Genomic DNA, 22,548 nt, shown 5'->3' on the forward strand with positions numbered 1-22,548 from the left:
GAACTGGCGATCTCGCTCAGCTGCCGCTCAAAGGTCGCTGCATCTGCGGACGGCACCGCGGGTGAACTCGCTTGCCGGCCCGCGCTGTCCGACTTTACCTGCTCCCACTTCGTCGAGGCGAAATCCATCCGTTCCTCCCTTCAAAAATAGGCATCGAAGCTGGGCTGGATTTGACGTGCCGGAAATCAGCAACAAACTACCCTTTAACAGCCCTCGGCAGGCATGCATCGTGAGCATCGGCAGCCGATGTTCGTCCAGTGCGACCAACCCTGTCTGTTTTGTTAAATGGGGAAGCTGTCGACAACCTGATCACGACAACTAGCCTCGAACATGGGCAGGTGCCGGCGCGCTTCGCCGGCATGAGCCGACAGACCGTCGATTTTTCGATTCATTGAACAATTTGCCGGCGCGTCGCCGAGCCGGCGAATCGGGTGGCTCTGTCAGCTTTCTCCGACACATCGGTTCGAGGACCTATGAACGCCAGCAGCGGCCCGATGTCATGAGCATCCGCCGCCTTCAGAGCCGCGATCTATGTGATGCGCCTCTCGTTGATTTTTTGAAGGTCTGCGCCTGCTGTCCAGTCGATTGGGCCGGCGCCGTATACCTTGTCGAGGACGACATCGGCCATGATACGCGCGTGACGCCCGTTGCCGTTGGCAAACGGGTGAATGAAGAACAGCTTATGATGTAGGCGCACGGCGGCCTCGGTCGCCGCATAGGTGCGGTTTGCCGCCCAATATTGGGCGTCATCCATCAAGCCGCGTAGCTGCACTCCAATCTGGGTTGGATCAACGCCGATGTTTTTCCCGGTCTTCCGAAACACTCCTGCCCAGTCCCGCACGTCGCCAAAGAGCCGCCGGTGAAGCTCGATTGCAAAATCGTCCGAGAGGATGTCCTTGCCACGCGTGCGGGCAAGCCAGCGCGGCCCGGAAGCGATGTTGGCCTGCTTGAGCTCGTCAAGCTCGCCCTGCGTGGTGATGTGCTTGTATTTAAGCCCACTGAGTTCATTAGGATCGAGGGGCGCAGCTCCCTCGGGATATTCGAGCTTAATCGTCACTTGTCCTTCCAGAAGTCGGGAGCCATTTCGTAGATCAACTCGCTCATGAGGCGAGAAACTTCCTGCCGCGTCCGGCTGTCGGATACGGCTTGACCCTCAGCGCCATATGCTTGCCCGCTGTGTTGGTAATCGCCTGCGCCTTTTTTCGGGCATGGCCAATGATTACATTCTCGATGGAGCCAGGTGGAACGAAAGCGTAGACGAACCGGCAACCCATGGCTTCAGCTGCGGCCTGCATGGATTTCAGGGTTACGCCGCCGTCGAGTTCGGGTTTCTCTGCCTGTGCCACGTGGGCGCGCGTGACGCCCAACCTTTTTGCAAGCTGCGCGCCGGACATGCCAAGGGCTTGCGCACGGTTCGAATCCAGCCTTCGGCTGGTGTAGGCCGCGCAATCCGTCCTGCCGCACTCAAATTAGAGCCGTCGAACAACAGTCCTTCAACACGAGCCCTGCTCAATACGGGGCACTTTGGGTCCATCCAAAGCATCAATGCGTCGGATCAAAACAATAAATTTCACAGAAAGTCGGATAGAAGATATAAAGCCATAAGTGGCACCTGTTGCTGCAATGTGCGACGAGATAACCCGCGTCGCCTGATACGGTTCGGTCCGGCATCGGCTCAGACGCCCCAAGCCCCTCCCTTGGGTCAGTGCCGGACCGAGCCAGCCCAAAAGCCAGGTGCGATGGTCCAAAAGATAGACTGTCGCGGTCACAAGCAAGCTGACGTCGGTTTATAACTGGCTGACAGGTCCTCCAAAGGCACGCAGTACTGGATTGCTGGGGTAGCGGCTGTCACGCAATCGCTTGCCGCGCTTCGGCTGAATGAATTCAGCCGAAGCGCCCTGCACAGGCATCCGGTGAGAGGGGGAGGCCAGCTCCGTGCGATCAAGGGCGTGAGCCCCACTGCCTAGTTGGAGTGCTCGGCCACAGGTCGCCATCAGGTCCCACTGAGCGCGGCGACTAATTGCTTTTAGTCTCGTCAGCTTCTCGAAAGCTCGACCGCTTAAGGTGAGCAATGGAGAAGCCTGCGGCTTAGTGGCTGCGATCCCAAACCGTATCGAATGGAGATCTGGACGGAGATGTAAAATGGATAGAATCACTGCTTTGGTGGCAGACTCAAGGCCCGCCGGTACGTCACGCACGACACGGCAACCCATGCAACACGCAGCCTTCGACCAGCACCTGCGCGAGGCAGCGCAGTATTGGATGCAACAATCCCCTTCAGATCTTTCCCCTCGGATTGGTTCTGTCCACCAGAAGGATGATCTCTGTGAGACAGGGCAGCAATCAAAGCTTGTCGTCATTTCAAACCGCGTTGCAGCCGCCGACCCGGGCCAACCGAAGACGGGCGGCCTTGCCGCAGCGCTCGAGCCCATCGTGGCGCGTTCAGGTGCCGTCTGGCTGGGCTCCTCAGGCAAGGTGAGCGAGGACGCTGCAGCGAGTGTGCAACTCGAGTCATATGGCGAGGGACATATATCGAGGCTTGATCTGCCGAGCGCACACTATCCTGGCTTCTATGCAGGTTTTGCGAATTCGACATTATGGCCGGCGTTTCACTCCTTGCCCGACCGAATTTCGAGCTCGCCGCAACATTACGACAGCTATCGCGAGATCAATGCCTTTATGGCGCGCGCGGCGTTCGACTTGAGGGATCGAGACGCATTCTGGGTGCATGATTATCACTTTCTTCCGCTCGCCGATGACCTCCACAGACTCGGCGTCGACCGGCCGATCGGCTTTTTCCTACATACGCCGTGGCCGGCACCCGATACCATCGCGCAAGTACCCAATCATCGTGAACTCATGAAATCGATGCTCGACTATGGCTTGCTCGGCTTTCAGACCAACAGGGACGTGGATAACTTCCTTGCATGCCTCCGTTCTCATCTTGGCCTAGAAAGCAAGGATGGCATCGTGATTTCGGAACGCGGGCGGACGCGCTGCCAAAAGTTTCCGATCGGTATCGATCCGAAGCAGTTTGCAGAATATGCGGCGGAGTCGCTTGCCAATCAGGAGGAATATATCTCCTCCGTGCAAAAGAAACTCGGGGGCGCGAAGCTTGCAATTGGCGTCGATCGACTCGATTACAGCAAGGGTATCGACAACCGGATCAAAGCTTTCGATCAGGTGTTCGCAGCCGAGCCGCGCAGCATTTCACTCTTGCAAATCGCCATACCTTCACGCACCGAAATTGAAGAGTATCAAGCGTACAAGCGCAATGTTGACAGCTTGGTCAGCCGGGTCAATGTCGAGCATGGTACGGACGAGTGGAGCCCGATCCTCTATGAGAATGACGCTTTCAGCCAGGCTCGACTCGCGGGTCTTTACCGCGCCGCGCGCGTCTGCGTGGTGACACCCTTGCGAGACGGCATGAATTTGGTAGCGAAGGAATATGTCGCTGCGCAAGACCCGAAAGATCCGGGCGTTTTGGTCTTGTCCAAGTTTGCAGGTGCGGCCGAGGACTTCAACAACAATGAGGCTCTGCTGGTGGATCCGACCCGCCCTGACGAGATCGCGTCCGCGATTTCCAGAGCGGCCAAGATGCCCCGCGAAGAGCGCATCCAACGCTGGCAGCCGATGAAGGATAAACTTGAAGCTTATACAATCCACGATTGGGCGGCGGACTTCGTTGGAGAATTGGACAAGAGCCGGATCACGGCGCCGGCGGACCACTTCCATTACCTCGGCTTCGGCTGGATCAACGAGGCGCAAATGCCCTCGCTCCGGACAGCCGCCGAGTTGGACGCATCGCTGAAGCGCTCAATGGATAGATACTGGATCCCGCCAGCGACAGGCGATGTCATGCCGAATGTGTCCCTGAACGATTGAATCATAATGAACGTGGGTTGGGCGGATGAGCGCATAGGCTTCCCGCGCAAAGATCTGGAGCAAGCAAAGCCGTGATGATTTCGAGCGTCGCAACGCACTCTCGCCGTGACGCTCAACGACCAGGGAGTCGTCGAATTGCTGACTCGTCGGTGGCATTTGGCGACAATCACGAAAGGCAATCGGTGGGAACGTCAGAGCATTCAATGCAGGAAGCCAAAAGCCCTTACGACGGACCCATGTAGAAGGTTTCAGCTATAGCTATACTTTGGTGAAAAATGGTGTCGGTGAATGGAAGCGCGAGCGGACCTCGACTGAATTCTTGCAAAACCTGAAAACTGCGAGTGCGGCGTGAATCAATCGACGCCGCTGCGCGTGGGGCTGCCCGTGACGATTGACGAGAAACCATGCGGCTGCTCGGGGATCCCATGCCCTATGCCCATCAGGGTACGCTTATATCCCCGCGTACGATGCGCTACGGCTAAGCGACATCCGCCCCAGCAGCATAGACAGCGCATTCTAAGCCTTCATCGGAGATGAAATATGACGGGCATTGGCCGACTTGACAGATCACGCATCGCCGATGATGCAGCCGAACCGGGCAGTTCGCGCTCCCCATCGAGTCGGGCGGCGGCGGAGGGCAGCCGATCGTTCGGTTCCGTCGTGGATCGGATGCGCTCTGAGCCTGAAGGTAGAGGTTTACTCTCGGCTGGCATCGCGCACGGTGCTGATGACGACCTTGGTGGTAGATCTTCCGGCCCATCCGTTGGCGCACATCGAATCCCGGTTGCCGCGCCGCGTGTAGCCGCTACGCGGCGGCGCGGCGTTCCTTCTTTGTCGGAGGCTGACAGTACGACGCCGATCGCGGGCGCGCCGTCAACTTCAAGTGAGGCAATACCCGCTCCCTGGACAGAGGAAGAGAAAAACGACGCAAAGCAACGGATGCTCGGCCTGCTTGAGGAACTAGACGTTCGCCAAAAAAGCGGCCTGCAAAACATACGATCGATGGACGAACTGCAAGACAAATTCGATCGGGTCATCAATGCGGGTGCAAACGTTCTGGAATACTACACAAGCCTACCCGGCCCGGTAGCGCATCGCATTCTGCCCGACGATCAGGTGCGTCAAATCCGCGACCACGCGATCGATCGAGTGGACCATTGTGATCGTGTAGCCAAAACAATTATCGAGAAGTCAGAACGGGGCAGGCAGGCTGCCGACCGCATCCTCCGCGAGATGTACCGATCCAATGCCTCCCCCGACCAGGTGATCCGGTCGGTTTCCAGTGTGGCTAAACATTATGTCGCCTGCATGGAGTGGTGGGACAAGAAGGTACAGCGCGGCGAATGGGCGCGGTCCGTGTGCGCCGCGGCTTCCAATTTGCCAAGTTCAACGGTCGAAATGCGGCGGGGCGAAGAAGCCGCGCTGCGCCTGCGCACCGGCTGGCTAATGGCTACGAAGGTCATGCAGCTGCAATCCCGGACCGCTCTCGCGCAGCTCAAGATTGAGCCGCAGACAAGCACGTTCGAACCACCCGTCAGGGACATCCTCCACGAACAGGTGGCTCTGTTGGACGGCTTCATCGCCGATGTTTTTCCGGCATTCGTCTCGACGAAAGATGCTGTGATGAACAATCAAGGGCGTCCCCTCGACGCACAACACTGCGCCGTTTTGGAAGGAGTCATGGAGCGGCTTTCGGAATTTGCGTCGACGTCGTACTCCATGCTTGCCAAGCTAAGCGACCATGGAACAGGTGGCCGCCTCCCGTTGGAACTGCTTGGGCAAATCGTAGACGGCGCATGGATCACTGCCGACGAGGTCATGCGGCTCCTGGATCTGCAGCCAGAGCCTGCACGGAATTTATCGCCGGCCATCGCCAGCGCTGCGATATCGGCCGACAAGGCTGGCACGGCTGCCGTGTCCCAAGGAACTCTGACGCTGCAGACGCAGTCGTCGCCCATCACTGCACGGACAGCTGCCGCGGGCGCTACAATACTGGCCGAAACTGCCGGCGAGGCTGCGGTGGCCGAAGTCACCGCGGCGCGCAGCCGGCAGAGGAAAAGCAAGGGCAAGCTGGCTGCCGGTGGCGGGAGTTCGGCCGCGCCGCGGCCGGAACCGCAAGTCGTTGCAACCGTCAGCGACGACTCCGCGCCAGCAACCAAGGTTCTCATGCGTTCGGATCGAGGCACGAAGAAACTTGTGAGCGCGAGAGAGGCGCATGCGAGCGCGTCATCGGCGGCGGCACACTTGGCGATCTGGCAAACCCCGGCCCCAGCCTCGACGGAGACCCTTAGGCCGCTACTCACGCGGCTGGACGAACTTTTGCAGTTCGATACGGCTGGTCAGCAAAGGACCGTCTCTCAGGCGCGCCAGCTGAAACCCGAAGACGCCGACCACGCCGTCGAAACTGTAATCGCGCGCCTCCAGGCACAGACCACTGAGATGCAGGCCTGTCTGGTCGCGTTGGAGGATCCTCGGCGACGCGTCCTGCTCTCGCCCGCGCAAGTGGTCGAAGTGCACGACAAAACCGTCCGGCTCAAGGTGATATTGTCCGAGGCGAGGGGACTGGCTAAGGCTTTGAACGAGACAAGGGCCAACGCCAAGATCGAGTGCATGAAGACCTACGCCTTTCCGTCCCAGAACCACCTTGAACACTTGCTTGAGGCCAAGGAGTTGACGCCTGCGGATCTGCCACGTGCGTTGAAGGGCGAGCCGGGGGCGCTGTTTGAGATCAGGCTGCAGCCGAAGGCGCTGCGCAACGGCGTCATGCCGGGTCCCATGTGGGTGCACATCCATACGAAGCGGCCGGTACATGCAGGGGAGTTGGCAACACTGGAAGAAGCCGATTTCGCCGCTTGCCACGTCAAGTCGAATGAGCAGCGCGGCCATAATCGGCAGTGGCAGGACGCCCGCGCCAAGATCGGTCACGAGAACATCGTGATCCACCGTGGCAAGCTCACCCCCGCGTTCTGCAAGTCCTTGTTGGTCGCCGGATCTAGCAGTCATGCACGCCATTCCTTTGCTGAAGCGAAGCATCAGTCGACGCAGGCTGTCGGTCATGGGGTGTAGTTGTAGAGCGATGCCCGACGCCAGCAAACTACGTTTCGCGACAACCGAGTTGCCGAAGTCCAGCCGCCATAGCCCAATGAGCCTAGGCGAGGCCTCCACCGGCTGCAGCGGGAGGGCAAAGCGTGTTTGGAACGCGAGACCGCCTCTTCGACTTCGGTCCGAGCTCCCGACCCCCTGCTTCACCGGACCGGCGGTACATGCCATTGGCGACTTTCCGATGCGGCCCAGCGGCGAACCGATCGCGGCGGCGAGCCGGATCGTGCGAGGTGCGGGTCAGGTCAATCTCAGATAGTGCGACAGCGCCCACAACTGGTGCTCTGCCGGAGACGCTACAATCGCCGGGTCTCGTTCTCACCCTGGTGACTTGGAAGACCTTACGCAGTCCCTTCAACATCAGCGCCCCAAACGGTCCTGACGCGTGCTCGTACATAGCGCCCGATCTGCGGCCACTTCTGACAAACATGCAAGTCCAGTGGCAGCTATTGCGACGGTGCCAACGCATTCCGTTCGGACTTGCCGTTAAGCGCAACCGACAGGTTAAGATTGTGGAGCAACATCTGATTTTCTGGCTCTGTTTGGAGGGCCTGCCGATATAACGCTTGTGCCGCGTCATGCCTGCCTTGAATGTCCAAGACAGCTCCCTTCGCATTCAACGCGCGCAAGTCGCCTGGAACTGCAACCAGGACGCTGTCGAGGACCCCAACGGCGTCATCAAGGCGTTTCTGCGCCACCAAAACCTTCGTAAGACGGATTGCCATATCAACATTGCCTGGATGTTGCCTCAGCTCATCTCGCAAAGCTCGCTCTTGAGAATCCTGACCGACTTCGCGCAAAATGCGTTCGCGCATAGCCGGATCGATGTGATTGGCGCCGAGCAAGTCCGGGGGCGACGTCTCCTTTACTGAAAGAGCTGGCTTATTCCAACTAGCGCAACCGGCAAGAGGCAGGATGGCGAATGCTGCGAAGAGAACCGGTTTCAGATGAAACGAAAGTAACGGTGAAGCGACATGCTCATGTGAACTCATAGTTGGTTATCACCTATCTTAGATGGCAAAGCGGAGATTGCGCGGTTCTCCTGGCGTCCCACTTTTGGTTCCAGGCGGATCCTGACCGATCCGGCGGGCTGAATCGTGAAGTCTGACGCGAGGTCCTGATAGGACAGTACAGCAAGATCGATCCCATTTCGGGTGAGAAAGCCGCGGACGAAGCGTCGAACATCCATCGAAGTCAATACGACAGGACGGGCTTGATCCGGCGTTGCGCCGGAAATGATCTGACGCATCTGTGATAGCAGAGCTTCGCTTTGCTGATCCTCAAGCAAGAGGGAGGGACCAGCGGCCGAATCCCGAGCCGCGTTGCGTACCACATCCTCAGTCTCACGATCTATGATTAAGGCGGGCAGGACACCGTGTCCGTTGGCATAGCGATGGCAGATCTGCCGCTTCATGGCAGAACGGACGTACTCCGTGAGAAGGGCGACGTTTTGCTCACGTTCGCTCCATTCGGCCAATGCCTCCAAAATGAGGCGAGTATTGCGGATCGGGATACCTTCATTCAGCAGGCGGCGCAGCACATCTGCAATCCGTGGGATCGGTGTCGTGCGCAGCACCTCCTTCACCAGATCGGCATATTCTTGCTCCATCCGGCCCAGCAACTGGCTCGTCTCTTGGATGCCGACCAAGCGAGGTGCGTAGCGAGTCAACATAGCCTGGACACGCAACGCGAGGAGTTCGCTAGGCGAGTAATGCGCGATACCGGCAGCTTTGAGACCCGCCAAATGGCTTTTTTCGATCCAGATTGTGTCCGTTTCTAAATCATGCCGAAACGGGATGCTGCTCGATTCTAATTTCGCCACATCATCTTTGAGCTTCAGCTGTGTGGGATCAATCAAACCTTGTTCGACCGGGACGCCCTCGATATCTGTTCTGAATTGGGACTCGGGCAGCTGTTGATCGATCGAGGCAGGAATGCTGGGAACAACGATGCCGAGATCGACTGAAACCAGTTGCGAAACACCTGCAATGTGCTGTTGCAATTCGGCTTGGTCGATCGCATGCATAAGGTTCGGCGAAAGGAATAAGGCGATCGGACCGGCTTGGGCAGGCGGGGTTTGGTTTGCGGACTCCCCTGACGCTGCCGTTGTACCATCGCCGCTGCTGGCGGCCAGCACATCACCCTTGACCATGCTTGCCGCGGCGAAGATTGCGGCCAAGGCGAGAAAGACCGGCAGGGGGAAGCCAGGAACGAACCCCATTGCAATCAAGACAGAGGCCGCCAACCGCAATGCTCGCCTACTGGCCGTGAGTTGATCGACGATGTCGGTCCCAAGGTTGAGGCTCTCAGCTCCGGTTACGCGAGTGACGATGGTGGCCGCGGTAATTGAGAGCAGCAGGGCCGGAATCTGCGAGATGAGCGCATCACCGATGGTCAGCAGAGTATAGTGACGCAGCACCTCGGCGAAGGGCATTCCCTTCGAAAGCACGCCGATCGAAATCCCACCCAGCATGTTGATGAAGATAACGACCAACCCGGCGATGGCGTCGCCCTTCACGAACTTCATCGCACCATCCATCGCGCCGTAAAGTCGGCTCTCCTTCTCCAATGCGGCGCGACGCTTGCGAGATTCGTTGCCATCGATGTGGCCGTTCCGCAACTCCGCGTCGACCGCCATTTGCTTGCCCGGCAGCGCATCAAGCGTGAAGCGCGCCGCCACTTCTGCTACGCGTTCGGCGCCCTTCGCAAGGACCATGAATTGCACCATGGTGACGACCAGAAATATGACAATACCTACGACGATATTACCTGCGATCACGAAATCGCCGAACGTGTGGATGATGCTGCCTGCCTCCCCCTCGGCCAGGATCAGTCGGGTTGTTGCGATGGTGAGCGCCAGACGGAACACCGTGGAAATCAAAATGACGCCGGGCAAGGAGGAAAAATCAAGCGGCGTGCTGATATGCAGGGCGACCATCAGCAGCAGGATGGCTAAACCCATATTGAATCCGATCAGCGCGTCAATTACAGCGATCGGTACTGGCATGACCATCATAGCTATGGCCAGAAGCAGCATCAACGCGACCATTAAGTCCGGGTTGGCCGGCGCGCGCTCGATGAAGTTACGCAGGATGTTGGCCATGGAGGCCCCTTTGTGATGGTTTGAGAGTTGCTCTGCTGCTACGCAGATTTCGAAGACCCACCAGCGCATGGCTCAGCTTGAGGCTGGGAGACAGGCGCGAAAATGGATGGCGGCCGGGTGGATCCGGTCTGTTCAGGACCGCCAGTGTTTGACCGAAAGCTTGCCAGTTAAGCGGATAAGCGCGGCGCCGCCCTAGGCGGACATCCCGAAAACTAGCGTGGTCAACGAGACACAGCAGGGGCAAGTCTCGTGCGCTCTGCTCGTATTCAAACTCCTTGCCGGACGGGGTGGGGAATTTGCGCTCTTGCTTGTGGCTCGGGACGACATCACCGGCTTTGGGAGACGCTCGTTGGTTGCAATGCAGCGTCGCGGTTGACGCAGGGTCGCCATGGGCAAGCCTTTGAGAAGGCTGGTTGCGGCTCTGCCGCAACATGACCATCCGCCGCAACTGGTTCCGCAGGACGCCACCTTCACGCAACCTATGAAATCGAGCGCAACAGGATAGGTGGGGCTGCGTGACCATGGGAGTTCTCGTGAACGTGGCCTGCCGCCGCGAGCCTTTAATATGGGAGAGAAGCAAGGCGGCCATTTCGGCTCAGCAGCACGCGGCCGTCCTCGATCCGATCGACCGTCCATCCATTGTCCAAAAGGGCGCCGACGAAATACTTCTCGCCACCAATGACAACATACGGCGAAGACCCACGCCAAACCGCTTCAACCGCGATTGCGGACGGCCCTTTGTCCTCTTTGATGACAACTCCATTAACCAGAGTCACTGCGCCCTTCGTGCGATGATCAAACCACTGCTGAACCTTCTGCCAACTGGTGGCCGATGCAGACGCGACGGTACCTTCAGCAGTCACAACACCCTTTTCGGAGCCGATCTTGATGTTGAGCAGGCCCGCTCTGGCGACTTCGTTTTGCAAATCTTTGGCCGCGGCCTCGGTGTTCTGATTATCAGCACGGTCATTGGTCAGCTTGGATTCAAGTTTGGCACTAGACGAATTGGTGCCCGATCCACCGGCGCTGTCGTAGTAGGAGAAAATGGCTGAGAGCGCGCCGATCCCGACGGAACCGAGTAGCACGAAGGCTAGCACTGGGATCGATAGCCGTGGTGGACCGTTCGACACAGCTGGCGCTGCACCCTTTGCCGACCAGAGAATGGACATGGCGCCTATTTGAACAACGACAGGAAGAGCAACCACAACACGCTGGCCTGCGGCTACATTCCCGTTGCCCTCCACGCTAACTCCGGCTGCCAGGGCATCGAGCTCGATCGAATCTTCAACAACATTGATACGAAGATGATGCGGCGCGAGTCCTTGCTCGACGAAGATTATATCGGCATCGAGGCCGCTGCCGATTAAGCTGGCTTCTGGAGCCACCTCGCCGGTCAGTCCGCAATAGAGACCTGACAAAACTTCGAAATGAAGGGAAACGGCGTCATTCAATGATGATCTTCCCAAAAAGGAGAGAAGCCGCACGGCAATTGCCGTGCGGCTCATTTCGATTCCACATCGCGCCAGCTGGACGCGATCGAGGCTACCTGAGCCGCGCTTCAGACATTAGTTAACGCGTTCGTCGGCCGCCTTCTTGACTGTCTGGAGCTGCATCGAAACAGTGCGCAGCTCCATACTCCTAGCCGTAGCCTCCGCGCTAACCGCCGCTAGATCCGCGACCTGGGCCTGGAAGGCAACAGCTCCAGCGCCTCTGGCAGCAGTCGTTCCAAGCGTCGCAGCGGCTGTACCAAAGGTGTTGGTAAAGGCTTGAATAGGATTAGCCATATAGTTTCCCTTTCAGTTCGAATTGTGCCTTCATTGACGGCACACCACATCCTGACGAGGACCATCCAACGTCAGGCATCCTCTTCTTCCGTTTCTGCCATAGCGTCCTCGGAATCAGCCATGACATCCATCATGATGGTTTGCGCAACGGCACAGAGAACCTGCTCGAAGGCTTCTTGTTCAGCCACAGATTGCAAGCCGCCGCTAGAATTGTTCGGGATATCCGCCCGATCGCGACCGTTAACAGGCCTGTTGTACGCAGGCGGCCTGCTTTGATCCGGCCTGCTATGATCAGAAGGTCCGCCGGGCGCGTGCGGCGGTTGTCCACTCGAATGTCCATGCCCCCCCGTACGGGCCAAGGAAAAACCCATGCTGCCAGATCCACTTCCAATTGCTGCGACCATCAGGTACTCCGGCTTTAATCATCAATTTCGTTGGCGGACGGCGAGGGCCGCGTTGGTATCCATGTCCCCAACCTATAGCCGCCACCTTTCGACAAGCTGACGAGCTTCCGTAAAAACGGCGCTGCCGCAAATCACGGTTGCGGCGATCTGACCTCTGCTATTGTGGCAGATTTCTTCCAGCACGATTTGGCCGCGAGGTATGGGTCAACTGCTTTGCGGTGCCGTCTACTACTTCCCCGGTTTCCACTTAATGTCAGCTGTGCTGTTGTACTGACGGTACTTTTCTGGGAGCAATGGGTATGCTGACGGACGCCACCCTTTGAAAACCAAAAGAGAAAATCTACAAAGTCGTGGACCGTGACGGTATGTATGTCAAAGTCATGCCGGGCAGCGCGATGCCGTCTCTGCTGGACTACAGGCTCAATGGGCACCAGGAGACGGTGCATCTGGGCAGATATGGACGTGACGGAATCTCGCTAGCGCTCGCACGAGAGAAGTGCCTGGACCAGCAACCTCATCCGCGTGGGACGATCGCCAGCGATCGAGAAGCAGCGGGCGAAGCGGGCGAATTCGGCGAGAATTGGCTCACGGCCGCGCCAATGGCCGACAGCACGCGGGCCACGCGGCGCGCCATCTTTGAGCGAGCGCTTCTTCCGGTCTGGCGCAATCGGCTCCTGCCGGAAATTACGCCGGACGACCTAAGGGCCCTATGCGCCAGCATCGTTAAACGTGGTGCTCCGGTGACAGCAATTCACGTACGAGATATAAGCAGATTTACGGGCTCATCACGGAAATTCACGAAAAAGCAGCCCGGTTCCCTCGGTTCTATTTCACCCATCCGCGAATGCGGCGCACAATCTCGGACGTCGAGATCCCGTAGCGATCATGAAGTGTCGGCAACGCGCCGGCATCGAGGAATTTGTCGGGCAGCGCGATCTGGCGAAACGTGGGAGTCACACCGTCTCGCAAAAGGAGGGTGGCAACGCCTTCACCCAGCCCGCCTATGATCGTGTGGTTCTCGGCCACGACCACCAACCTGCCGGGCTGGCGCGCAGCGGCAAGTATTGCCTCTGTGTCGAGCGGCTTGATCGTCGGCACGTGCAGCACCGCGCAGCCGATACGGTCAGCTTCGAGAGCCTTTGCCGCCTCCAGCACACGCATGGTCATTAGGCCGCTGGAAATGAACAGTACGTCCGCACCGTCGCGCAGCAATCGCGCCTTGCCGATCTCGAATTTGTAGTTGTAATCGTCGAGCACGACAGGGACCTTGCCGCGCAAAAGCCGCATGTAGACCGGCCCCTTGTAGTCCGCGATCGCCTCCGTGGCCTGTTCGATGTCGAGCGCGTCGCAAGGATCGATGATCGTTAGGTTCGGCATGCCACGGAAGATCGCGATGTCCTCCGTCGCCTGGTGGCTGGGACCGTAGCCGGTGGTCAGTCCCGGCAGAGCGCAGACGATCTTGACGTCGAGATTGTCCTCGGCAATCGCCATGCAGATGAAATCGTAGGCACGTCGGGAGGCAAAGACAGCGTAGGTCGTGGCGAAGGGCGTGAAACCCTCCCGCGCCAGGCCAGCGGCAGCGCTCATCAGTACCTGCTCCGCCATGCCCATTTGATAGAAGCGATCCGGATGCTCCTGCGCGAAGACATGTAGGTCGGTGTATTTCGCAAGATCAGCCGTCAAACCCACGATCCCGGGCCGCTGATGGGCTAGCCTTGCAAGTGTGTGTCCGAACGGCGCGTTGCGCGTGGGAACGCCATCGGGCGCGATCGAGGCGATCATCGCCGAGGTGGTCTTGCGCTCGCCCGCGTTGACGGCGTGGCGCGGCGCGAATTTTGACAGCCTCACTCCGGACGTCCCTTCTCCAAAGCTTCGAGCGCCAGCGCCCACTCATAAGGCTCGACGCGGATGAAATGCGTGACGTCGCGAGCCTCCAGGAACGGCACTCCCTTACCCATGCGGGTGTCGCAGACGATGATACCGGACGCGGATCCTTGAGACCCCGCGCGTTGTCGAACGCAGCGCGGACGGCCTCGATGTCGTTGCCGTCAACGCGCTGCGCGTGCCAGCCGAAGGCCTCGAACTTGTCGGTCACCGGCTCCGAAGACAGCATGGCTGTGGACGGGCCGTCGGCCTGCTGGTTGTTGAAGTCGACGATGGCGATGAGGTTGTCGAGCTTGTGATGGGCGGCAGACATCGCTGCTTCCCAGGTCGAACCCTCGCCGAGCTCACCGTCGGACAAGAGATTGTAGACGAAACAATCGCTCTGCTTGCGTTTCAGTCCCAGGCACATGCCGACGGCGATGCCGAGCCCGTGGCCGAGCGATCCGCCGGTGATTTCCATTCCAGGCGTGTACGCCGGCATGCCGGACATCGGCATGCGGCTGTCGTCGGTACCGTAGGTCTCAAGCTCTTCCTCGGGCAGCACGCCTGCTTCGATCAATGCCGCGTAAAGCGCGATCGCATAATGTCCGATCGACAGCAGAAAGCGGTCGCGCTCCTCCCATTGTGTGTCATCCGGCCGCTAGCGAAGCGCATGGAAATAGGCGACCCCAAGCACATCGGCGACGCCGAGCGCCTGCCCGACATAGCCCTGGCCCTGGACTTCGCCCATGCGCACGGTATGTCGACGGATGCGATAGGCGCGTTCTGCAAGGCTGACATTGCTGCCCGCACGTGGCATCTCGAATTCCGTTGTTCCGTCAGCCATGGATCAACATCCCTCCATTGACGTCGATCACGGCGCCGGTGATGTAGCTGGCCAGATCGGAGGCGAGGAAGAGGTAGGCGCCCGCCACGTCACGCGCATCGCCCAGGCGACTGAGCGGGATACCCTTGATGATGTCGGCGCGCACGGAATCGGTCAGCCTGCCGCCGGTGATGTCGGTCTGGATCAGGCCAGGCGTGACGCAGTTGACGCGGATGCCGTCAGGCCCGAATTCGCGTGCCATGGCCTTGGCAAGGCCGAGCACGCCAGCCTTGGCGGCTGAGTGATGCGGGCCACCGAAGATGCCGCCGCCGCGTTGCGCGGAAACGGACGACATGCAGATGATCGAGCCGCCGCCATTTTCACGCATATGCGGGATGAAGGCCTGGCTGAGATAGAGCACGCCGCGCAGATTGACATCGAGGATGCGGTCCCAGTCGGCCGGACCGATATCGAGTGTCTTTACGGGTTGCGTGATCCCGGCAATGTTGCACAACACCTCAACCCTTCCGAACGCTTCGGTCACTTCTTCAGCAGCCCTCTTGCAGGCATCGAGGTCGGCGACATTGCAGGCGAGGCCGATATGCTCGGGTCCAAGCGACGCGGCGGCGTCACGGGCTTGTTCCTTATCGAGGTCAAGAACAGCAATGCGCGCGCCTTGCTCCGCCATCAGCGTTGCCGTGGAGCGGCCAATTCCCCGAGGGCTCGCGGCACCCGAAATCACCACGGCCTTGCCCTTCAGCAACATGTCAAAGTCTCCTGCTGTTTCAATTGTCTCGGCGGATGATCTAGAGCCGGTAGTAGCGAGCGGCGTTGTCATGGAACAATGCAAGCCGCTCCTCGTGTGTGTAGCCTTGCGTGATCTCCTTGAAGGCGTTCACGACGGCGTCGAAGCTCGAGAACAGCTTGTCGACGGGGAAGTTCGTCGCGAACATTGAGCGGCCGACACCAAGGCCGCGATCGCCTCCTCGACATAGGGGCGGATCGACGCCGTGGTCCAGGACCAGTCGCTCCGCGCAACGGCGTCCAAGGCGCCCGCATGACCTATCCTTATCGTTTCGACCGTTCGTCAATGTCGGTTCAATTGGCCAAGGACGGAGCAGGCGTGGTCCTGGAAAGCACATCCATAGCATTCGAGGATCTAGTGTCGGGCGCCTTGGTGCCCGTCTCGACCAAGTTCGACGTCACCGAGTTTCCAGGCTATTGGCTGGTCTGTCCTTCGCGGCACATGAACCGGCGTGCGGTTCGCTTGTTTTCGGAATGGGTATCACGGGTCGGCAAGCGCGATACCGATCTGGCTCGCCAATTTCTGGCGGATAAGGAACTTCGCATATCGTTCGAACGCCGGCCGCATTTCGGCGAACAGGGCGACAGAACGGCGCCAATGGCGTGATCTGGCAATCTTGCTAGACGCCGCGCATCACTCGACGTTAAGCTTGGCGGAGCCGACAGCACCTGGGTATTGATAGCTTAAATGCTGGCTGTTATGTTCGGAGCGGCCAAAAATAGCTTGTATTCTAGCCGTTTTGTGTTGCCGGTTCGTCCGGAACCTCTATCAAGTGGATCGTCTTTCCTTCGCAAAGCGAGCCCACTCCGGCTTGCCATTCCCTGAGCATCCTTTCACCGACCCAAGGGAAGCGGGACTCTTCAAAATAGGCCTTCGCCCGTCTCGAAACGTCTGAGATCGTGTCGCAGGTCTGCTCTACGATCTCCCCTACGCGCCCCGGTCGGAGGTTCGCCCGGGTAACGCCAAGCCGATCGAGCCTCTTTCGGTCGGGCCAGGCGGTGGAGCCGTCGAGGGTGAGCGCCATGGCATCGTTCTTAATGTAGGCCCTGGTCGTGATGAGGTCATACACGGGAGCCAGCCTTACCGGACTTTCCGCGTCTTTGTAGACGATGCCAAAATTCTTCAGGTGGGCATCGCCATTGCGGATGGCGCAATTAATCACAAACAGGCGGAAAGCCACTTCCAATGACCCGACGGCATTTTCGGGAGAGACGAACTCCTTGATCCGCTTGAAGAGCTTTGTTTCGTATCCTCCGTTGTACTTGTCCTTGCTGGTTACGCCGTTCAGCACGCAGAAGTCCTCATATCCGAGGTACAAGCCATCGGTTAGGTCGAATCTCTCGACCACGAGGGCGAGACCATCCTCGGATAGCCGGAAGTCCGGCACCTCGAGACCGACTTCCTGGGCTGCCATAAGGCAGAAGAATTCGTTTGCCGCCAATTCGGGATACTCGTCGGGGTCCCACATTTTGACGATGTGGGTAGCTCCGCGGACGCTGAGGGACCCACGTCCGTCTGACTGCTCATCCTCCCTGGCTCGCACCAGCACCTTCGGCTGCACTCCGGCCACCCCTGAATGGACTGCGTATGTTTCCAGGAGCTCGTTATAGAGATCGCCTTCCCGACGGGCGCGCAGCAGGTCGTCAATGCTTCGGAAAGGGACATCCTCCACCAGTTCCTCTTCCATGCCAGTGAAGCGGATGCGGCCGATTTGCGACCGACCGACGACGGCCAGCAGGTCGATGTCGTCGAAGCGGCCCAATGCCTTGGCGAAGGCCGTCCGGATCTTCCCTTCAAGGGCTCCCTCCGGCAGGTTCATGTCAAAAATGGGAAGGAGGCCGAACTCCGAATTCCACGATTCGGTCCGTTTGGGCATCGTGAGCGACACGGCGTCACGGTCGTCGGCCTTTACGTCGTACACGAAAGTCGAACCACGCTTGCCGGACCTGTCCAACACGCCGACTGGCTTGCTACCTACCCATACGCGGAGCATCGTCTTCCTCCAGGATGTCTTCGAGCGTGGGCCGCTTGTTGTTGAATGTCGTCAGCCGAAAATCCAGCCCTACGATGTTCATGAGCGTGAGCACGCCTTTGAAACCCATGTCGGATACCCTGCCGTTCTCAAGCGCCTCGATCCTCGCCCGACTGACCCCAGAAAGTTCGGCGAGCTTTTCCCGTGTCAGCTTACGTTGTCTTCTAGCATTCTTGATCTCATTGCCAAGGTCGATCAGATCGATCATTTTCGCCTCACAAAATAGCTGTATTGCGGATTTTTGGAGAGATTAGCTTATATCTTGGCTGTTTTCAAGAATGCATCAGCCTGAAACTCGGGCCGCGGCATCACGCCGACCATGATCAGCATGCCGAACATTCTCATCCCATCATCGGCATGCCGCTCGAGGATGCCTGGCTCGATGGTAAGGACGTTCCAGTGCTGGTCGTGCCATCTATGCCGTTCGTATGCAGCGTTATCCAAGGTCTTTGACGGGACGGGGCCGGCGCTACTTGACGTCAGGATTTGGTGCGCGAAGCATGGGTTCGAGCGGCGGCCATGCCTGAACCTTCGATGTCGCAAACCAGACATCTTGGGGTCAAGGCGAAGCGCGGCGGAAATTCGCCCCGTCGAGCACCGGTCGCACAAGGGGCTTAACAACCGGGCGGAAAACTCCCACGTGCCGCTGCGAAAACGTGAGCGGACGATTCAGGGCTTCCGATCACCGGGAAGCCTTCAACGCTTCGTCTCGATCTTCTCCACGATCCGCAATCTCTTCGTCCCACCCGCTCAAAGCGCTGCGCTCTCGCCACACATATTCATCGTCTGCTTGCCATGGCGGAATGGACTGCCGCGACCGCCGGCGTCTGAGGTCGACGGCATTAGCATCATAGCGGCCGTTATCAGACAACGTGACATCGCCCCAGCAGCATTTCTTCGACCAAGCGCAGGCTCAGGGGGAACCGATAGTAGAGCCAGACCGCATGAGCGAGGATCTGGGACGGGAAACGGTGGCGCTTGTAGCTGATGACGGGCGTATTCATGCCAGCGCGCTTATGCCACAAATCGCTCACAGCGAGTTAAGTTGATAAGGCCCGTCGAGGTCCTCTTCGATCACCCCCGCCGCGTACAACTGGTCCAGCAGATCGGCGACTGCAAGGGCGCTCGCTCCGTCCGTTCCGACCCGCATAATAAGCTCGGAGGCTGTGCAGTTGCCGCACGCGATCAGATCGCCAACGGAAATCGGAGCGACCTGGTCGAGAACCCGGTGTTCCATGTTGCGTGAGCGGAGATGGAAGTACCGGTTCCCTGCCTCGTATTGCAGATCTCCGCGGAAGCGGATCGGCAGGTTGGGAGGTGGGCTTTCGAACATATGCTCGTCGATGATGCACTGCAGCCCATCCCGGAACTCGTCGGGCGTGCTGAAGAAACGTTCGTCCACGATACGGTACCCGAGAGGCCAGCGTTCACTACCCGGTACCGGCGTTACCAGTTGTATACGTCCTTGCCGCATATTTACGAGGAAGCCGGAAACACAGGCTATCGTAGTGGGATAGTCCTCCGACAAGGCGAGTGAATCATCTTTGTTGGCTGCCTGGAGTTTCTCCTGCCGCTTGCGTGCGCGCCCGGCAAAAGCCTTTGTGGTCGGCCCCTCTTTGCCCTGCAGGACGAGTTCAACCCCCATCAGGTCCTCGGGCGAAAACGCCGCGTGAATCTGATTAAGATGGTCCGTGCTCAGCACTGAGAAACGATTCGTCACGCTACCGTAACGTTTGAACAGTTCAAGCACGCGCCTAGTGAGCGCCTGATCCTTAAGCGGGGCGGCCGTCGTCGTTTGTGGCAATGCGCCCGTGATTTGATAGTAGTCGAACAGAAAGCGGTCGTAGTCCGGGTTATCGATCGGATCTGTGGCCCAGTAGCAGAAACCAGTGCGGGCTGCCGAACCGAACATCTCGCTCGCGACACCGACCACACCGCGCCAAACCTCGGCATGCTCCTTGCTATACTCATAATACCCCTTTAAGCGGTCGGCCGACAAGCCGCAGAACCAGCAACCGACGGAACAGCCTTCACTCAGCTCGAAAGCGATGATGGGGTGCGTGATCGACGGCGCCAATTCGCCCAGTTCGTCGTTGCAGCGCCGGATTTGGCGCTCGCGCCAAGCATGGAAGCGAGGGTTGACTGTCAACATTTCGCCCTCGGCGCGCAGGAGGTAGCGATGGCGCAACATCTCGCCCATGTACTCGTCCCACATCATAACCAGCGGCCACGTGGCGGCCTCCGGCTCGAAGCGGTGCTCGACGTAGTCCCCGCACCAGAGCGGCAGCATCTCCATTGGGTCAACTTCGATGCCGTAGCGCTCTGTTACCGATCGAGGGGCGTCGATGTTCTCCGAAAGGGCCGTGCGGAACTTCCTGTCGCCGGCAAGCCGCTCCATGAAGCGCTTGACGTGTGGCAACATTCGGCGGTCCTCCAGCGTTCGCTGGGCAAAGATTTGTTGCCAGTCTTCGCGAGGCTTCGAGTCAACCCTTGAAGTGGCCTCTTGTACGCCTGATGGCATGATCCCTCGACGCGGGTTGCTTTGATGTTACTTTAGGCCGGCTCGACCGAGCCAATGCGGTTAGGTTGCGACCAAAACAGCAATTACGACAACTAATACGACCGCAGCGACTCTAGCTCTTCCGTCGATTTGCGCAGGGCTAGTGGAATTAGCCAACGCAGTGGTCTGTACAAAGCTGGTCAAGGCCGGAACGCTCGAACCACACTTGCGGCCTGCGATCGCGCTGAGCTTCTTCGTACTGGACTTGTGCCGGCTGTTCGATCGGATGTAACTTTTAACCTCGTCAAGCGTGATGTTGTAGTTGAGGCTCTTTCCAATCGCTACGATCGATGCAAGCCCTCCAGCGCGTCGTTTGAGATTTTCAAGCGGACTGCCTTTTTTTCCTAAATCGTTGACGAATCGCTCTAAGTCAGTTTTCCGCATGACGAATTCGTGCCTTTGCTCGATGTTGCCTAACTATCTATCTCGCTCTTACAAGCGATCGGATGATGGTTCCGTGAACGCAAGCGCCGTACCAACCTCAAAATCTTGGCTTTACGCGTTGTCTGACAGTACGCATTGTCAACTTGCCGACCTTTCGGGTTGCGAATTGACAATTGGCCCGCTCCGCGCGGATGCGGGTGAGGAGCTCGCCCCAAACCTAGCCCGCCGTGATTGGGGGGCGAGATCAAGACGCAAGATCCGCCTGCACCTGTCGACATCCTGCCCCGATCAAGGCATCCTGCGCATCGTTCTCGATCGCATCCCCAACTCGTAACATAGCCGACGGGGCGCCGGACGCCCCGCAAACGAACCCGCTGACCTCTCCGCAAACCCCGCCTTCCATCACAACGGATTATCGCCGGCGCCCGTGAGGCTTGCGAAAAAGCACCGCAAGGGGAACCACATCGCCGCTTCAGGCCGCCAAAAACTCATCGTCGTGCATCAAGGCGGCTAGGCGGTCCTGCGCTCCATCCACGAGGGTGCGCGCGACATGGCCCGTGATATCGCCGCGGTGGGGCCAGATGATCCGTGAGGGCAACGCAACGCCAGCATGGCTGGCCAACGATTTCAATACGAGTCGTGACACGCTTTGCTCGTGGCGCAGGTCATCAAGCTCGGCTCGAGGGACGGGCGTATTCATGCCAGCGCGAATGCGCGCGTTGGACGATGGGCAGCCGGAAAGCTTGTCGGAAATGCGCAGTCGAGGGGCCACCGGACCCCTTCCTTCCTGAAGACAGCAGCCGCGCAAAAACTGCCCCTTGAGCGAGCCTCTATCGATGCGCGCCTGGGTTGCCAAACCAGTCTTCCCCGTCGAAAATGTCACCATGTTTCGACCATCGGGGCTATTCGGTCACTCTCATCGACGGCGATCGGCGGATTGGGCGCGATCTCGACAATTGGCGGGAGGGATCCCGCCACGGCCCGTGATTTTGTTTCATCTGTCCATGATGACTTGTTTCCATGGTAACATAAACACAAGGAGCTTACGCGGAAGCATGCCCCCATGATCATCTCCGCTGCGATCCCAAAGGGCGGCACTGGCGGTCTGGCTCTACTATCGGTTCCCCCTGAGCCTTCGCTTGGTCGAGGAAATGCTGCTGGAGCGGGGGATCGTGGTTTCTTATGAGACGATCCGCCAAAGGCTTCCCGGTGGATCGGAAGCCCTGCATCGTCCGCTCACTGGGGCATCAAATTCGGACCTGATTATGCTCGCCGCTTGCGCCGCAAGCAGCCAAGCCGGAGCGATATCTGGCATCTGGATGAAGTCGTCATCAGCATCGCCGGCAGGAAACATTGGCTGTGGCGGGCCGTCGATCAAGATGGATATGTGCTCGACGAGATCGCCCAGAACCGCCGCAACACCAAGGCTGCCAAGCGATTGCTGATCCGGCTGATCACCTGACGCCTGGCTGCTCCGTAGGAACGCAGCTTGTCGGTGATCATGCGCTTCGGCGCGACGCCCTGCTTCTTCAACACCGGTCGCACAAGGGGCTTAACAACCGGGCGGAAAACTCCCACGTGCCGCTGCGAAAACGTGCAACGCTTCGTCTCGATCTTCCCCACCATCCGCAATCTCTTCGTCCCACCCCGCTCAAAGCGCTGCGCTCTCGCCACACATATTCATCGTCTGCTTGCCATGGCGGAATGGAATGCCGTGACCACCGGCATCTGAGGTTGACGGCATTGGCATCATCGCGGCCGTTATCAGACAACGTGACATCGTCCGAGCGCCTGATGCCTACG

At 58.9% G+C, this 22,548-nt stretch carries 16 protein-coding genes and 5 pseudogenes; 6 read left to right on the forward strand and 15 right to left on the reverse strand.

Annotated elements, in window-relative coordinates; all coding sequences use genetic code 11:
* Positions 1-529: 529 nt before the first annotated feature.
* Together AC04SH_RS30860 and AC04SH_RS30865 are read right to left on the reverse strand one after the other, a co-directional pair.
* Positions 530-1,057 (reverse strand): mobile mystery protein B, encoded by a 528-nt coding sequence (locus tag AC04SH_RS30860; RefSeq protein WP_488481709.1) that lies wholly within the window; start codon positions 1,055-1,057, stop codon positions 530-532.
* A 43-nt stretch (positions 1,058-1,100) separates the two neighbouring features.
* Positions 1,101-1,394: a helix-turn-helix domain-containing protein gene (locus AC04SH_RS30865; RefSeq protein WP_488481710.1), complete on the reverse strand. Its 294-nt coding sequence runs from the start codon at positions 1,392-1,394 to the stop codon at positions 1,101-1,103.
* A gap of 748 nt (positions 1,395-2,142) precedes the next feature.
* Here AC04SH_RS30865 and AC04SH_RS30870 point away from each other — a divergent pair.
* A complete protein-coding gene (locus AC04SH_RS30870; protein ID WP_488481711.1) occupies positions 2,143-3,885 on the forward strand; it encodes an alpha,alpha-trehalose-phosphate synthase (UDP-forming) in 1,743 nt (580 codons plus the stop codon).
* A 939-nt stretch (positions 3,886-4,824) separates the two neighbouring features.
* The gene (locus tag AC04SH_RS30875; protein ID WP_488481712.1) at positions 4,825-6,951 is read left to right on the forward strand and encodes a hypothetical protein; all 2,127 of its coding nucleotides are present in this window, start codon (positions 4,825-4,827) and stop codon (positions 6,949-6,951) included.
* A gap of 479 nt (positions 6,952-7,430) precedes the next feature.
* Here AC04SH_RS30875 and AC04SH_RS30880 read toward each other — a convergent pair whose 3' ends face one another.
* From AC04SH_RS30880 to AC04SH_RS30890, 3 genes are all read right to left on the reverse strand, one after another.
* Positions 7,431-7,976, reverse strand: a complete 546-nt coding sequence (locus tag AC04SH_RS30880) for a tetratricopeptide repeat protein (RefSeq protein ID WP_488481713.1) — start codon at positions 7,974-7,976, stop codon at positions 7,431-7,433.
* Positions 7,973-10,087: a type III secretion system export apparatus subunit SctV gene (gene sctV / locus AC04SH_RS30885; RefSeq protein ID WP_488481714.1), complete on the reverse strand. Its 2,115-nt coding sequence runs from the start codon at positions 10,085-10,087 to the stop codon at positions 7,973-7,975. Before sctV ends, AC04SH_RS30880 begins: the two co-directional genes overlap by 4 nt.
* Before the next feature lie 560 nt (positions 10,088-10,647).
* Positions 10,648-11,538: a SctD/MshK family protein gene (locus tag AC04SH_RS30890; protein ID WP_488481725.1), complete on the reverse strand. Its 891-nt coding sequence runs from the start codon at positions 11,536-11,538 to the stop codon at positions 10,648-10,650.
* A 1,075-nt stretch (positions 11,539-12,613) separates the two neighbouring features.
* Here AC04SH_RS30890 and AC04SH_RS30895 point away from each other — a divergent pair.
* A pseudogene (locus AC04SH_RS30895) lies at positions 12,614-13,042 on the forward strand (integrase arm-type DNA-binding domain-containing protein); the annotation flags it as partial.
* A gap of 58 nt (positions 13,043-13,100) precedes the next feature.
* On the opposite strand, the gene AC04SH_RS30900 reads toward AC04SH_RS30895, so the two are convergent.
* The 4 genes and pseudogenes from AC04SH_RS30900 to AC04SH_RS30915 form a co-directional block, all read right to left on the reverse strand.
* A complete protein-coding gene (locus AC04SH_RS30900) occupies positions 13,101-14,123 on the reverse strand; it encodes a transketolase family protein (protein WP_488481715.1) in 1,023 nt (340 codons plus the stop codon).
* Positions 14,120-14,958, reverse strand: a pseudogene (locus AC04SH_RS30905) (transketolase). The gene AC04SH_RS30900 and the pseudogene AC04SH_RS30905 overlap by 4 nt, the downstream one beginning before the upstream one ends.
* 19 nt (positions 14,959-14,977) lie before the next feature.
* The gene (locus AC04SH_RS30910; RefSeq protein ID WP_488481716.1) at positions 14,978-15,730 is read right to left on the reverse strand and encodes an SDR family NAD(P)-dependent oxidoreductase; all 753 of its coding nucleotides are present in this window, start codon (positions 15,728-15,730) and stop codon (positions 14,978-14,980) included.
* A 40-nt stretch (positions 15,731-15,770) separates the two neighbouring features.
* Complete coding sequence (locus tag AC04SH_RS30915) at positions 15,771-15,917, reverse strand: amidohydrolase family protein (RefSeq protein ID WP_488481717.1); 147 nt, start codon at positions 15,915-15,917, stop codon at positions 15,771-15,773.
* A 104-nt stretch (positions 15,918-16,021) separates the two neighbouring features.
* Between AC04SH_RS30915 and AC04SH_RS30920 the strand changes: the two genes are divergently transcribed.
* On the forward strand, positions 16,022-16,375 hold the full coding sequence (locus AC04SH_RS30920) for a type 2 periplasmic-binding domain-containing protein (RefSeq protein WP_488481718.1): 354 nt from the start codon (positions 16,022-16,024) through the stop codon (positions 16,373-16,375).
* A gap of 124 nt (positions 16,376-16,499) precedes the next feature.
* Here AC04SH_RS30920 and AC04SH_RS30925 read toward each other — a convergent pair whose 3' ends face one another.
* Together AC04SH_RS30925 and AC04SH_RS30930 are read right to left on the reverse strand one after the other, a co-directional pair.
* The gene (locus tag AC04SH_RS30925) at positions 16,500-17,762 is read right to left on the reverse strand and encodes a type II toxin-antitoxin system HipA family toxin (RefSeq protein ID WP_488481719.1); all 1,263 of its coding nucleotides are present in this window, start codon (positions 17,760-17,762) and stop codon (positions 16,500-16,502) included.
* Entirely contained in the window at positions 17,740-18,009 is a 270-nt protein-coding gene (locus AC04SH_RS30930; protein ID WP_488481720.1) for a helix-turn-helix transcriptional regulator, read from the reverse strand. The genes AC04SH_RS30925 and AC04SH_RS30930 overlap by 23 nt, the downstream gene beginning before the upstream one ends.
* 369 nt (positions 18,010-18,378) lie before the next feature.
* Here AC04SH_RS30930 and AC04SH_RS30935 point away from each other — a divergent pair.
* Positions 18,379-18,632, forward strand: a pseudogene (locus AC04SH_RS30935) (DDE-type integrase/transposase/recombinase); the annotation flags it as partial.
* A gap of 47 nt (positions 18,633-18,679) precedes the next feature.
* Here the strand turns inward: AC04SH_RS30935 and AC04SH_RS30940 are convergent.
* From AC04SH_RS30940 to AC04SH_RS30955, 4 genes and pseudogenes are all read right to left on the reverse strand, one after another.
* Positions 18,680-18,805: pseudogene (locus AC04SH_RS30940) on the reverse strand (IS6 family transposase); the annotation flags it as partial.
* A 26-nt stretch (positions 18,806-18,831) separates the two neighbouring features.
* Positions 18,832-20,223, reverse strand: a complete 1,392-nt coding sequence (locus AC04SH_RS30945; RefSeq protein ID WP_488481721.1) for a radical SAM family RiPP maturation amino acid epimerase — start codon at positions 20,221-20,223, stop codon at positions 18,832-18,834.
* A 159-nt stretch (positions 20,224-20,382) separates the two neighbouring features.
* Positions 20,383-20,745 carry a hypothetical protein gene (locus tag AC04SH_RS30950; RefSeq protein ID WP_488481722.1) on the reverse strand — a complete coding sequence of 121 codons (363 nt, stop codon included), beginning with the start codon at positions 20,743-20,745 and terminating at the stop codon, positions 20,383-20,385.
* A 472-nt stretch (positions 20,746-21,217) separates the two neighbouring features.
* Positions 21,218-21,601: a hypothetical protein gene (locus tag AC04SH_RS30955; protein ID WP_488481727.1), complete on the reverse strand. Its 384-nt coding sequence runs from the start codon at positions 21,599-21,601 to the stop codon at positions 21,218-21,220.
* A 220-nt stretch (positions 21,602-21,821) separates the two neighbouring features.
* Here AC04SH_RS30955 and AC04SH_RS30960 point away from each other — a divergent pair.
* Positions 21,822-22,477 (forward strand): annotated as a pseudogene (locus AC04SH_RS30960) (IS6 family transposase).
* Positions 22,478-22,548: the final 71 nt, after the last annotated feature.

Source organism: Mesorhizobium sp. CNPSo 4688 (assembly GCF_057784295.1).

Excerpts from the sequence above, each read along its gene's own strand:
- AC04SH_RS30945 (WP_488481721.1), bottom strand. The coding sequence starts at position 20,223 with ATGTTGCCACACGTCAAGCGCTTCATGGAGCGGCTTGCCGGCGACAGG.
- AC04SH_RS30870 (WP_488481711.1), top strand. The coding sequence starts at position 2,143 with ATGGATAGAATCACTGCTTTGGTGGCAGACTCAAGGCCCGCCGGTACG.
- AC04SH_RS30915 (WP_488481717.1), bottom strand. The coding sequence starts at position 15,917 with ATGTTCGCGACGAACTTCCCCGTCGACAAGCTGTTCTCGAGCTTCGAC.
- AC04SH_RS30875 (WP_488481712.1), top strand. The coding sequence starts at position 4,825 with ATGCTCGGCCTGCTTGAGGAACTAGACGTTCGCCAAAAAAGCGGCCTG.
- AC04SH_RS30930 (WP_488481720.1), bottom strand. The coding sequence starts at position 18,009 with ATGATCGATCTGATCGACCTTGGCAATGAGATCAAGAATGCTAGAAGA.
- AC04SH_RS30950 (WP_488481722.1), bottom strand. The coding sequence starts at position 20,745 with ATGCGGAAAACTGACTTAGAGCGATTCGTCAACGATTTAGGAAAAAAA.
- AC04SH_RS30880 (WP_488481713.1), bottom strand. The coding sequence starts at position 7,976 with ATGAGTTCACATGAGCATGTCGCTTCACCGTTACTTTCGTTTCATCTG.
- AC04SH_RS30920 (WP_488481718.1), top strand. The coding sequence starts at position 16,022 with ATGACCTATCCTTATCGTTTCGACCGTTCGTCAATGTCGGTTCAATTG.
- AC04SH_RS30865 (WP_488481710.1), bottom strand. The coding sequence starts at position 1,394 with ATGTCCGGCGCGCAGCTTGCAAAAAGGTTGGGCGTCACGCGCGCCCAC.
- AC04SH_RS30910 (WP_488481716.1), bottom strand. The coding sequence starts at position 15,730 with ATGTTGCTGAAGGGCAAGGCCGTGGTGATTTCGGGTGCCGCGAGCCCT.
- sctV (WP_488481714.1), bottom strand. The coding sequence starts at position 10,087 with ATGGCCAACATCCTGCGTAACTTCATCGAGCGCGCGCCGGCCAACCCG.
- AC04SH_RS30925 (WP_488481719.1), bottom strand. The coding sequence starts at position 17,762 with ATGCTCCGCGTATGGGTAGGTAGCAAGCCAGTCGGCGTGTTGGACAGG.